The sequence below is a fragment of the Syntrophomonas wolfei subsp. methylbutyratica genome, from assembly GCF_001570625.1.
GTDB lineage: Bacteria > Bacillota > Syntrophomonadia > Syntrophomonadales > Syntrophomonadaceae > Syntrophomonas > Syntrophomonas methylbutyratica.
In genome coordinates this window covers 38,590-51,218 of the sequence record NZ_BBQT01000013.1, presented here as the reverse complement: position 1 = coordinate 51,218, position 12,629 = coordinate 38,590, and the positions used below count along the sequence as shown (strand labels likewise).

Annotated in this window: 12 protein-coding genes; all 12 read right to left on the bottom strand. The window is 47.0% G+C overall.

Translation table 11 applies throughout. The annotated features are described in order from the left end of the window. Positions 1 to 67 precede the first annotated feature (67 nt). Complete coding sequence (gene speB, locus AWB54_RS10125; protein WP_082736152.1) at positions 68 to 934, bottom strand: agmatinase; 867 nt, start codon at positions 932 to 934, stop codon at positions 68 to 70. A 143-nt stretch (positions 935 to 1,077) separates the two neighbouring features. Then, positions 1,078 to 1,899 (bottom strand): polyamine aminopropyltransferase, encoded by an 822-nt coding sequence (gene speE / locus AWB54_RS10120; RefSeq protein WP_061214486.1) that lies wholly within the window; start codon positions 1,897 to 1,899, stop codon positions 1,078 to 1,080. Positions 1,900 to 1,920: 21 nt separating this feature from the next. Continuing rightward, positions 1,921 to 2,379 (bottom strand): pyruvoyl-dependent arginine decarboxylase, encoded by a 459-nt coding sequence (locus tag AWB54_RS10115; RefSeq protein WP_061214518.1) that lies wholly within the window; start codon positions 2,377 to 2,379, stop codon positions 1,921 to 1,923. A 159-nt stretch (positions 2,380 to 2,538) separates the two neighbouring features. Continuing rightward, the gene (locus AWB54_RS10110; RefSeq protein WP_061214485.1) at positions 2,539 to 3,426 is read right to left on the bottom strand and encodes a selenium metabolism-associated LysR family transcriptional regulator; all 888 of its coding nucleotides are present in this window, start codon (positions 3,424 to 3,426) and stop codon (positions 2,539 to 2,541) included. 68 nt (positions 3,427 to 3,494) lie between these two features. Further along, positions 3,495 to 4,418 carry a SufB/SufD family protein gene (locus AWB54_RS10105; RefSeq protein WP_061214484.1) on the bottom strand — a complete coding sequence of 308 codons (924 nt, stop codon included), beginning with the start codon at positions 4,416 to 4,418 and terminating at the stop codon, positions 3,495 to 3,497. Next, positions 4,408 to 5,154, bottom strand: coding sequence for an ABC transporter ATP-binding protein (locus AWB54_RS10100; RefSeq protein WP_061214483.1), 747 nt, complete (start codon positions 5,152 to 5,154; stop codon positions 4,408 to 4,410). Before AWB54_RS10100 ends, AWB54_RS10105 begins: the two co-directional genes overlap by 11 nt. A gap of 66 nt (positions 5,155 to 5,220) precedes the next feature. Then, entirely contained in the window at positions 5,221 to 6,114 is an 894-nt protein-coding gene (locus tag AWB54_RS10095) for an Mrp/NBP35 family ATP-binding protein (RefSeq protein ID WP_061214482.1), read from the bottom strand. Positions 6,115 to 6,316: 202 nt separating this feature from the next. Next, positions 6,317 to 6,562: a FeoA family protein gene (locus tag AWB54_RS10090; protein ID WP_082736151.1), complete on the bottom strand. Its 246-nt coding sequence runs from the start codon at positions 6,560 to 6,562 to the stop codon at positions 6,317 to 6,319. A gap of 77 nt (positions 6,563 to 6,639) precedes the next feature. Then, a complete protein-coding gene (locus AWB54_RS10085) occupies positions 6,640 to 8,445 on the bottom strand; it encodes a FeoB small GTPase domain-containing protein (protein ID WP_061214480.1) in 1,806 nt (601 codons plus the stop codon). 232 nt (positions 8,446 to 8,677) lie between these two features. Then, positions 8,678 to 9,118 carry a Fur family transcriptional regulator gene (locus AWB54_RS10080; RefSeq protein WP_061214479.1) on the bottom strand — a complete coding sequence of 147 codons (441 nt, stop codon included), beginning with the start codon at positions 9,116 to 9,118 and terminating at the stop codon, positions 8,678 to 8,680. Positions 9,119 to 9,247: 129 nt separating this feature from the next. After that, the gene (locus tag AWB54_RS10075) at positions 9,248 to 10,222 is read right to left on the bottom strand and encodes a SurA N-terminal domain-containing protein (protein ID WP_061214478.1); all 975 of its coding nucleotides are present in this window, start codon (positions 10,220 to 10,222) and stop codon (positions 9,248 to 9,250) included. Between the two features lie 164 nt (positions 10,223 to 10,386). Continuing rightward, the gene (locus tag AWB54_RS10070; protein ID WP_061214477.1) at positions 10,387 to 12,456 is read right to left on the bottom strand and encodes an FAD-dependent oxidoreductase; all 2,070 of its coding nucleotides are present in this window, start codon (positions 12,454 to 12,456) and stop codon (positions 10,387 to 10,389) included. Positions 12,457 to 12,629: the final 173 nt, after the last annotated feature.

The window sequence follows — 12,629 nt, the reverse complement described above, 5'->3', positions numbered from 1 at the left end:
TGATAATAAGTCCGAGGACGTCCCTCGGACTTATTGCAATAACTTAACAACTTAAGTGCCTGGCACCTTAGTAAGCCAGGAGGGCTTCACGCAGTATCTTGGCTCCCAATATGGAGGTATTGTCTCCTTGTTCACAGGGGGGGGATATTTCCACCAGGTCAAAGCCCACAACATCCAATTCTCTTAATTCGTGCAGCATCTGTAGTAAATCCCGGGAGGAAAATCCTCCCGCCTCCGGTGTTCCCGTACCGGGAGCGAAAGCGGGATCCAGGACATCAATGTCCAGGCTTATGTATACCGGTCGCTGACCGATCTTCTCTTTTACATCCTCCAGTGCTGTTAAAAATCGGTCTAAATAAAGCTGGCTGTGCTGCCGGGCATAATCCAACTCTTCCCGGGTGGCGGAGCGTATACCTAGCTGAAACAGCTTCTTCGTTCCAATAATTTCCGCCACCCGCCTCATAACGCTGGCATGGGAAAGTTTCTCTCCCAGATAATCAGCTCGGAGATCGGCGTGGGCATCCATCTGTATTACGACCATATCCGGATAAAAGTCATGATAAGCCTTTATAAGCGGAAGGGAAACCAGGTGTTCTCCTCCTATGGAGAAAAGCTTTTTCTCCTGCTTCAAAAAATAGCGGGCGGTTGCTTCAATGTTCTTCAGGCTTTGAGGCACATTGCCAAAAGGTATTACTATATCCCCGGCATCATAAAAATTGATTTCTTCCAGGGATTTGTCCAGGTAAACGCTGTATTCCTCCACCGCTTCGGAAACTTCCCGGATGCGGTAGGGAGCCAGGCGGGTTCCGGGGCGAAAACTGGTAGTGGAGTCCAGGGGGAGTCCTAATAGCACCCGATCGCAAGCTCCTAAATCCCGCGAGCTTCCCATAAAAAAGGCTTTTTGCTCCAGAAGATCAGCAATTTCAGATAACAAGGCTATACCTCCGTTTCTATATATCACGGGGACGAGCCTGGTGATATACTCCTATTTTCACCGGTGGTTGTGACCCCCTGGCCGTGAAAAGCGAGGAGTTCACTGGGACAAGAGACCTGTCCCCTTATCCCAGTTCCTCAGTGCTATTCTATTATCCTGCTTACAAAGGCCGGAAGCTGAAATGCCGCCTGGTGAATCTCCGGCGTGTAGTACTTGCATCCCTGGCTGTAGGAGCAAGAAGGCAGCTGGGGATCATATAATTTGGAACCTACCGTAAAACTCCATAAGCCGCTGGGATAGGTCGGGATATTAGCCAGGTATAACCTGGTCAGGGGAAATACCTGATTAATACCGCCAAATGCCATTTTAATAACATTCTGGTTATAAAATGGAGATTCGCTCTGAACTACGAGCATTCCATCATCTTTCAGGGCATCATACACGCTCTGGTAAAATTCGCGGGAAAATAATTGAATTGCCGGGCCTACCGGCTCGGTAGAGTCAACAATAATTAAATCAAAGCTCTGATGCTGCTGTTTTACATAATCTATGCCGTCAGCAATCAGAACTTCTGCTTTAGGCTTGCTGAAGGCACAGGCTAAATCCGGGAAGAAATCCTTGGAGGCAATTACCACCCGTTCATCAATTTCCACCAGAGTAGCCTGGCTTACAGCAGGGTGCTTTACAACTTCGCGCAAAGTTCCTCCATCACCGCCTCCAATAATTAGGACTTTCTCCGGATTGCGATGGGAGTTAAGGGCTACCAGGGTAATCATTTCGTGATAAACAAATTCATCCTGTTCCGTGGTCTGAACCATTCCGTCCAACAGCAGCATTTTACCGAATTGCTCGGTTTCCACTACGGAAAGCTCCTGAAATTCCGTTTTCTCATAACGCAAAGTTTCTCTAACCTTGCAGGAAAATCCTAAAGACGGGGTTTGATATTCGGTAACCCAGAGATCCAATCCAACTCCTCCTCACTTCTTTTAATACCATAATGGCACTGCGGCGAAAGCGCAGCCGATTTTCTCTATCAGGTGTTCAGTAGCGGCGATTTTTATTTCATCCAGTTCCAGGCCTCTTACTCGAAAGGCTTCCTGGCACATTTTTACAACCATTTCTTCAGCTTCGGCCTTACCGCAATATCCTTCATATTCCATTATTACTCCAAAGCTGTCTTTTTTTATTCCTACTGCAACCGCGGCAGCAATTCGGGCTCCGGGCTCGCAGCTGGTAATGGTTCCATAGGCAATGGGCAGTAATGAACCAGGTGGTATGATAAGGCCAGGTTCATATTCACAGCCCGGAGGAAGAATGCTGCTAACTCTTAGCAGGTTAGTATTACCCACTCCGGCTTCTAATAGTGCTCTATCAAAAGCAGTAAGTTCGGTTTCTCCTTCACAGGAGGCAGCGGTTAGAAAATATTTTTTTGGTAATGGTAGCACAATGAACACCTCCAGTCTTATTTGGGCAACAGATTCATTATATATAAATCGTTGAAAAAGTAAACATGGTTTTTGCAGCAGAGTCAAACAAAGAAAAAGGGGACTGTTCTTTTCTGCTCCAGGGAGCACAAAATAAACGTCCCCTTGTGTCCCTTGCCTTTATTCTTCCTTGATGAAATCAAGAAAACTTTCCACCGCTTTACGGCGGGATTTTTGGCGGGGGTAAATTATGTAAAAGAAACGGGTAGCTCCGGGGTCATCTATCTTTAAGCTGCGAATTCGGCGGTGCGGGTCTGTCTTCTTAATGGCCCAGTTGGAGACAATAGAAATACCCATGCCTGACTCTACTGAAGCCAATACGGCTTCGGTACTTCCTGCTTCCATACCAACATGTAAATCTTCTTTTTTTATGCCGTGGTTGTTGAGCAATTCTTCAGTAGCTTTGCGGGTACCTGAACCCTTTTCCCGGAATATCCATTTCTCATGCAGTAATTCTTCTATGCTCACTTCATCTCGCCCCATCAAGTGATGATTCTCCGGTACAACGAGGAGAAGTTCATCCTGCAGCCACTGAAAGCCTTCCACCTTGCGGTTGGATAGCCAACCACCGACTAATCCTATATCCAGTTCCCGTTCAGCCACTTTTTTAAATATTTTTTCCGTATCGCCAATGTCGAGAGTGATGTTTATATAAGGGAAGCTGTCGGAGAACCTCTTGATATAATCCGGCAATATATATTGCCCGGGAATGGTACTGGCTCCTAAATAAAGATTGCCTTTTTTGCTTTCCACTACGGTCTCCATGATATTATCTGTTTTTTCCAGGAGTTTTATTATTTCCCGCGCGTATTGATAGAGGGTTTCGCCTGCTTCAGTCGGTTTCAAGCGCCGTCCGGCTCTTTCCAGAAGAAGAACTCCATAATAATCTTCCAGCGATTGAATCTGCTTGGTCACTGCAGGTTGCGAAAGCCCGAATTCTTCAGCGGTTTTTGACAAATTTTTGGTCTCCACTACGCGCACATAGGTCTTAAATAGATTCAGGTTCATTCTAATCACACCATTCTATAATATTTGTCAAACAGGCTTCAAACTCCTGTCTTGTACACGGGAGATTATCAACGGAGAAATCCTTCTAATATTGTATCAATAGCTTCTTGCTCGCTCAAACCCAACGACATAAGCTTTATCAACTGCTCACCGGCTATTTTACCGATGGCTGCCTCGTGGGTAAGTACCGCGTTGGCATCTTCGGCTTCCAGCTGGGGTATGGATTTGATCCGGGCTTTATCCATAAGGATGGCATCACATTCTACATGACCGGTACACTCGTTTTTACCAACCAGCGCGGCCTTAAAGAGCTGGTAAGAATCGTCCTGGGCCACCGAGCGGGATAGAATCTGGGCGGCTGCCCCTTGGCCTTCAATTTCAACCCGGATATCTGATTCGGCTTTTTGCCGGCCATGAGTTAATAGTCTTTCTACCACTTTTAGATTTCCCTTTTCCTGCACATAAGCAGTGGTGGTACGGATGGTATCATCCACGCCTTTTATTTGCAGCATTTCCATCTCTATACTTCCGCCATTTTCCACCCGCACAACGGTGGTGGGATTCAAAATCCTTTTTCCTTCCCCCCTGCCCTCTCCATAGTGTTTTTCCAGGTATTTTACATGAGCCCGCGGTCCCACGATTATCTCATGGATACCGTTATGGCTGGAATCGCTATGGCTATCATTGTGAATCCCGCAACCGGCAATAATGGTAACCTCAGCGTCCTCAGCAATTTTAAAAGTGTTGTAAACCCGATCGTGGAAGCCGGAATCGGTAAGTATTACCGGAACATGAACGGTCTCCCCTTTGGTTCCGGCTTTTACCTCAACTATTAGGCCCTTGTTTTCCGGATTGGTGGCGATAATTATGTTGGGAGAAGAATGCCGGAAAACGGCTTCTCCATTGCGCCTGATGTTTACCGCTCCGCTGGGAATGCCTTTAATATCCGCTACTGCCTGCAATAAATCCATATCCAACTGCTCAAATTTCATATACCATTTCTCCTCTGCACTGCTCTTTCATTTTGCATTCAACTTCATGACGAATTAAGGGCCAGATCTCATCCGGGGTTCCCCTATCCTTGATTTGGCCTTCTTCTACCATTATTATTTCGTCAACGATATGCAGGACATTTTCATTATGGGTGATAATTACGGCAGTTTCGCCTTGCTTACTCCGGAATTTGCTCATTATTATGGCAATAAGTTTTTGTATGGTCCACAGGTCAACTCCGGCTTCCGGTTCATCAAAAATGCTGATTTTGGCATCTCTTGCCAGCAACTGAGCGATTTCAATCCGTTTGATTTCTCCCCCGCTCAAGCCCGGGCCGATATCCCGGTCAAGATAATCTTCGGGACAAAGGCCTACATCACGCAGACTGGTTCTGAGGTTCATGCCATCCAAGCCGGGGCGGGCTATTTGCATCAGGTCGCTTACGGTCAGTCCCTTAAAACGAGGGGGCTGTTGAAAGGCATAGGCGATGCCTTTGCGAGCGCGCTCGCTGACGCTTAAATCATTGATGTTTTCCCCATCAAGATAAATATTCCCGCCGCTTTGCTTATAAATGCCCATAATTATTTTGGCAATAGAGGTTTTTCCTCCGCCATTGGGACCGGTAATGGCATAAAGGCGATTGGGGTGGAATTCCAGGTCTATTCCCCGGATTATTTCTTTGTTGGCGCCATTCTGTCCGTTGACTGCGAGGCTTATATTCTCTAATTTCAGCATCGCCATAACCTCCTTAAATAAATCTCGTTAGATGCTTGTATAAATATACCGCTCGCGGGTCTATTATTAATTATCTTCAATGGCCGGCAGAGCGGCTAAAAATGCTTCAACCATCTGGCCCACTGCCTCCGGGTAATAGTTGTCAATCTGCCCTCGGTCCGCGCAATAAGACAGAGCTGCATCCCAGGGAATAGAGCCCAGATAATTTACCTGTTTCTCTTCACACCATTGCCTTATCCCGCCCCCGCTGAAAAGCTCCACCTCATGTTGGCAATGGGGGCAAACGCCTGAAGTCAGGTTTTCCACCACACCCAGTATGGGAACCTCATGTTTATTCAGCATGTGCCAAGCTTTCCTGACTATAGTAAAAGCCAAATCCTGGGGGGTGCTGACCACCACTGCGGCATCCAGTTCTATACTCTGCAGAACGGTTATAGCTATATCCCCGGTACCCGGAGGCATGTCCAATATTAGAAAATCCAATGTTCCCCAGTCCACCTGGCTGTAGAACTCTTTGACCGCCCCGCCGATTCTGGGCCCCCGCCAGATAACCGGTAGTTCCTCATCGGCCAGGAAAAGATTTAATGACATTATTTTAAGGCCTTTCCGGCTGCGGCGAGGAATTATACCATAATCATTCTTCCCCATCGAGCCTCCACTAACACCGAATACCCGCGGAATACTGGGACCGGTAATATCTGCATCCAAGAGCCCAACCTTATAACCATGGGCCAATAAAGCAGAGGCCAGCAAACTGCTGACAGTGGACTTTCCCACTCCGCCTTTACCGCTTATAACGGCTATTACCCGTTTAATGTCATTGCGCTGCCCTATCTGTGCGGAAGGCCCGGCATCGCTGTTATCCTCCGTAGTTGCTGTTGCCGTTGGCGTCTCCGTTACTGCTCCTTCTTCCTTTTTAGGTTTTGATTCCTCTTTTTTTTTCTTGAAGATTTTGAGCATCCTCGTCTCCTTCTAGTTCAATATTCCGATTAGTTTCCTAAATACTCGGATAATAATAACATTATTATTTGTTATAATACCATATTATAATTTATCCAAACAAAATTGTCTTAAGTACTCACAAAAAAGCGGATGTTCTTAGGAACATCCTTTTAAAATCTCCTTTTAAAATCTCCTTTTAAAAGTTGTGGAGGAAATTTTCTTATTCTTGAATCTCAATCTCAACTGAATTAGCCATTTTCCTGCCCAATGCTATCTGCGTGTTCGCTATCTGTAAAAGCACCGGTCCTTTGAAGGGGTGCCTGGATACCAGCTTGACCCTGGCTCCGGGTACCAGTCCCATTTCGAAAAGCCTTCGCCCCGCTTGCAGGCCTCGATTCAACTTAAGTATTCGGGCACTCTGTCCCGGTTTCATATCATTAATAGTCATGGCTGTCACTTCTTCCATTTATTCATTCAAATAAGTCATTATGTCAGAGATGTGGTGGCCATTTGCTCATAACTACGGTTCCTTTTAGCGTTCAATTACAGTATCAAATTGAGCATAATTCCAACGGAACAGGAGGTTAAAAATCCTAAACCCAGTATTTTTGTCAGCCCACTCCAGCCTATCTCCCGTACGGTCATAACCATAGCCGGCAGGCAAGGCAGGGAAAGGGCAATCATGCTGATGGCAATGGTAGCCTCCCTCGGCGTAAGATCCAGGTTAAGCAGGACCAGAGGGGCCAGGTAACGCTGGAAAATTGTTACCAGAACCGCTATGAAAGCCTCTGCCGGGATACCGAAGAGGAAACGAGTAAAAGCCTCCATAGTACGGAAAATTTCCAAAAAACCAGATTCCAGCAAGGCTCGTACCGCAATACTCATAATCAAGAGCAGGGGCAGCACTTCGGTAAAAAAGCCGGAGAAACGCATTTTTACCTTTTTCCCCACATTGCTCCACAAGGGAAACCGCAGAGGAGGAAGTTCATAGATAAAAGCGTCCTCACGCGGCATCAGACGGCTCAGGATAAATCCCATCAGCATCAAAACCGCAAACATTGTTCCTGCTATTACCGGCAATGAGGCCTGAAAGGCAGCAATTACTGAAGCTAATATCCCCAGAGTAGCGGCACAGGGCACTACTATACTCAAAAGGGTTATTACAATAAAGCGCTGGGAAGCGGTAGGCATTATCCTGCTGGCCATAATGGCCGGGGTCCGGCAGCCAAACCCTAATGATAACGGGATTATAGCCTCACCGGAAATGCCAAAAAAGCTTCCTGCTCTTTCCAGAGCTACCGAGTAACGGGGTAATAATCCGCTATCTTCCAACAGGGACATAATACAAGCAACCATCAACATGGCCGGCATTATTATGGAAAAGGGGATAATTAAACCTTCAGGAACAGCTTTAGATAAAATCGTATTTAACATTCCTGGAGGCAGGATATTGCTCAAAAAGCTTTCAATTGTCTGGTTTAAAGGTTCCAATAATGCCGTAATGGGGCCTTCGCTTATAGCTACAAATTTTAATAGAAGCACAAAAGCCAGATAGGCCAGCAATAAAAGAACGGGAGTGCCTAATAGAGAACTATCGAAAAATGCCTGCGTTTTTTCCAGCAGAATCCTTTGTCTCTCTCCCAGGCTGCTGCTAACCATATCAGCTGTAGTTCGTGCCTTTTCCACCCGTCTCCAATCAGCATAACTCATACAGGTATCAGCGGGAATGGAACAGAGAGCGCAATGCCCGTTGCACTGCCCCATTCTTAGCTCGTTAAGAGAGCATTCCTGGAGCGGTTTTTTTCCTCGGCTCAAGTTTTCTTTATTTCTCTGACCTTCTTCTTTTATAGCTTTATCTTTCTTTTCCGGGGAGGAGCTCTCCATGATTTCCCATACCTCTTGCAAGCCCTCGCCAGTGGTAGCGGAAAAAGGAATCACCGGTATTTTTAATAGTTCGCTCAAAAGTTTTTCGTTTATCCTGATTCCCAGCGCACGGGCCCGGTCAATCTGGTTAAGCAACATCAAAACCGGGAGAGCCAAATCCATCAACTCATAGCTTAGTACCAGATTTCTCTCCAGGTTGCTGGCATCAACAATATTCAGGATAAGGTCAATTTCTTCCCGCTCGAATAAATCACGGATGGCTTTTTGCTCTTCTCCTTCGGAAAAAATAGAATAAATGCCTGGAGTATCAAATATTGTTATCTCTTTTTTCCCAATCTTGACCGGATTGGCGGATATTTCGGTAGAGGTTCCGGGATAATTGGAAACCAGTATATTGCTACCGCTTAAACGGTTAAGAACCGCACTCTTGCCCACATTGGGATTGCCAATTATCACTATAGCCATTTCTATCAACCCCCCCTGGCAGTGATATTGATAATCTTTCTTAGTGCTCATGCACAGTGGATACAGATTAATGAAAAAATAGGGGCGTTAACCTATATTGATATCCCATCAATACAAAAAAAGAACTCCTCCTGTTTTCATCGTGTTGTGCTCCCCCGGCTATGGGTGGTTATTAAGAAAAGTGAGTTATTATTTCTTAGCGTTAGAGAATCCTCCCCTTAATACCTTCTTGCTATTTGTTCTTTTTTTCCCTGCAGACCGGACAGTAAACAAAGAATTTTAATTCGTGGTCCACTACCTCAAAACCCTGTGTTTCCAGTTGCCCTTCCAGCGAACATAAGAGGTCATCCTCCAACTCGGCAATCTTGCCGCAAGCCAAACAAACAATATGGTGGTGATGGTGTTCGCTATGGTCATCTTTAATCTCATAACGATATTTATCATCATTGAACATGCTCTTGTAGAGTATGTCGATAGCGGCTAGCTTCTCCAGAGTCCGGTATACGGTGGCAATACCAATGTTGGGTTGCTTTTCCCGGGCCTGAACCAGTACTTCTTCCGCGCTGAGGTGCCGGCCCTGATTGTCCATCATTACTTCCAAAATAGCCGTCCTCTGTCCGGTTAACCGGTAATCATTATCTTTTAATTTATTATTGATGCTTTTGCCAAACACTACCTCACTCCTATATCACTGATAATCATTATCATCTCTATTTTAAGGCCTGCCCATGAGTTTGGCAAGCAGATAAACTTGCATATTAATAAAAAAGTGAGGAAATCAATAGTGACTCTGGGGCCAATTCTATGACTTGCGATGGTCTTTAATTTGAGCCTGCTGACGCAAGTCCTCCATGTACTGGCTGAAAAGAGTATTTTCCTTTTCTTTTTCCAGCTGCATCCGTATCTGGTTCTTTACTTCGTCAAAAGACTTGGTAGTGGTTGGTTGGAGCTGACCGGCCTTAATAATGTGGTAGCCGAAATCGCTTTTTACCGGCTCCTGGGTGATCTCTCCGGCTTTGAGTTTTAAAGCCGCGGTTTTGAATTCGGGCACATAATTACTGTTCTCGTTTACAACCCCGAGATAACCCCCCTGGGCCTTGCTGGCACAACTGGAATGTTCCTGGGCCAACTGGGCAAAGTCGGCTCCTTGCTGCAACTTGCTCAGCAATTCCCGGGCGTCCTTCTCCGTCTCTACCAATATATGGGATATTTGCATGCCGGCTGCTTCCTGGTAGCTGGCAATATTCTCCTGGTAGTATTGCTGTAGTTCCCCTTCCTCTATGGCGATAGAAAAACTTATCTTTTTTTGAAGTTGATTAACCAGCAACTGCATCCGGGCTTCCTCACGGAGTTCTTTTTCACTGAGATTGTTTTCCTGCAAAAACTTCTGGTAAGCATCTTTTCCTTCTGCCGCCAGGTTGGCTTTAAAGCTGTCAATAGTTACATCAATTTCTTTTTCCTTAATCTTTATACCCCGTTTTTCGGCATCTTGCCGCAGCAGAGCCTGCATAACCAGGCTATCAAAGGCCTGTTCCTGCAAGCGTTTCTCCATCTCGGGGTCAATTTTGCCGCTGCTGTCGGCTTTGTCTCCGGACTGGGTGGGATTCTGCTTTTCAAATGCCTGTTTAATGTTCTGGCAAGCTTTATCATATTGCTCCTGAGTAATTATTTCGCTGTTTACTTCGGCTATGCTCGGGGAAGCTTTCTTATCATTACAACCCGGTAATAATAACAATAAGCCCAGTATCACCAGCATTGCCAGCTTAGTTTTTTTCATAAATTTAACCATTCCTTTCTTGAGGCACAAAACGTCATGAAAGAATTTCTTTCAGACTTATACCCATTCCTTTCTTGAGGCACAAAACGTCATGAAAGATTTCTTTCAAACTTTAATCCTCCTTAAGACTATTTCAGGCTTATTATAGCATAAGGGAATATTATTCAATACAAACATCTCTTTCTTTGGCTTAAGGCACCGGTAGGGCAGACGGCCGCACATTCCCCGCAGCAATTGCATAGGCTATTTTCCAAGTCATTCCCCCATTCCCATTCGGGCATAACCACGGTGCCAAAACCCCGGTTTACTAAACCCAGGGCGGTAATCCCCATTACTTCATCGCAGATGCGCACACAGAGACCGCAGAGTATGCATTTGTCCGTATCCCAATCAAGAAAGGGATGATGGTATTCACTGGAATGATGGTGTGTTTCACCGGCCAGGCGCTGAGGTTTTACTTCATATCTTCCGGCATAGCTCAGAAGCTTGCACTCATAAAAGGCAGTACAGCCGCATTCCAGGCAGCGCCCGGCTTCCCGGAGCGCTTCCTCCGGAGTGAAAACGGCTTTTACTTCGGCAAAACTACGCAGCCGCCTTTCCGGGCTGGTGGAAGGAGGTTCAATTCGCGCTTCTTTCTTTATTCCGGCCAGGTCTTCCGCCCGCACTTCCCTGCTCATCCGGTAGGGGGAATTATTATCCGGCAGCTTTTCCCCCTGCAGGTAGGCGTTCATAGCCTGGGCGGCTTTGCGCCCCTGGGCTATGGCTTCAATGGCGATACCGGGCCCGGTTACCCCATCTCCGCCGGCAAATATCCCTTCCATACTGCTCATAAAAGAAAGGGGATTGCTGGCTATGGTATTCCAGCGGCTGAGCTCCAGCTTTTCCAAACCGCCAAGGTCAACCTGCTGGCCGATGGCGGCGATGACGGTATCAACGGCGATTATTTCCTCTTCTCCGGTAGGCTCCGGCCGCCTGCGCCCGGAAGCATCCGCTTCGCCCAGCTGCATCTTCTGCATTCGGATGGCGGCCACCCGCCCGTCTTCCTCTATTATTTCTTTGGGAGCCAGGAGGAATTTGAAGATTATGCCTTCTTCCTCGGCTTCGACTATTTCACTTTCATCAGCGGGCATTTCCGCCCGGCTGCGCCGGTATAGCACCATTACCTCGGCGGCACCAAGTCTTATTGCGGTTCGAGCTGCATCCATGGCAGTATTGCCACCACCGATAATTGCTATCCTTTCACCCATTAATACCGGTTCTCGCGAAGCAACCGCACGCAAAAATTCAATTCCGCCCAGTACCCCCCTGGTTTCCTCGCCGGCACAGCCGATTTTTGAGGATACCCAGGCTCCAATCCCCAGAAAAACCGCATCATAGTTCTCCCGCAGCTGCTCCAAAAAAATGTCTTGCCCCAGCCGGGTGTTGAAAAAAAATTTTACTCCCAGTCGGGCTATCAGGTCTATTTCCTGCTCCAGCAGTTTTTTAGGCAAGCGGTAATCAGGAATTCCATAACGCAGCATCCCTCCCGCCGCAGGCATGGCTTCAAAAACCTCTATCTGGTGGCCTTCTCGGGCCAGGAAATAAGCTACGGTTAAACCAGCCGGTCCTGCCCCTACTACGGCCACTTTCTTCCCTGAGGGGGCTTTGATTTCGGCCATGCTGGAATCCGCTCCGCTTTCATCATCATTTTCCTGCTTCTGTTCCTCTAAATAATAACGGCCTACAAAAGCCTTGAGAGCGGCCATGGATACCGGTTCTTCCACCAGGCCCCGGCGGCAGGCGCTTTCGCAGGGATGAGGACATATCAAACCTATGCTGGCCGGAAGGGGATAGTATTCTTTTAAAACGGCCATAGCTTCCTTAAATTGCCCGTTGGCAATCAAGCCCACATAAGCCTGGCAATCGGTATCCGCCGGGCAGGCCTGCCTGCAGGGGGCACAACAATCCCCACGGTGATCGGATAAAAGCATCTCCAGGGTAAGTTTGCGGGATTGTCTTACGCGGGGGCTTTCCGTTTGCACTTGCATTCCCTCCTGTACCTCGGTGGCACAAGAGCGTAAAAGTTTTTTACTGCCGGCCACTTCCACCACACAAATCCCGCAGGAGGCAAAAGGCTTTACCCGCTCATCGTAGCAAAGGGTAGGTATTTCTATACCATTCCCCCGGGCTGCCTGTAAAATAGTCTGACCGGCAGCAGCCTTGATTTCCCTGTCATTTATTGTAAGCGTAATCATGGACTTGAATCACCTCTTCCATCCAGCCTTGTTGTCACTGGCAAAAAGTATTAATATTCACTGGCTTGTATAAATATACCGCTCGCAGCTTCCTTAATAGCGACCAGAGGGAGCATCATTTGTGCCCGCAGGACGCTTCGCATGGGCAACATCTGCTTGTCTCATGACTTCAG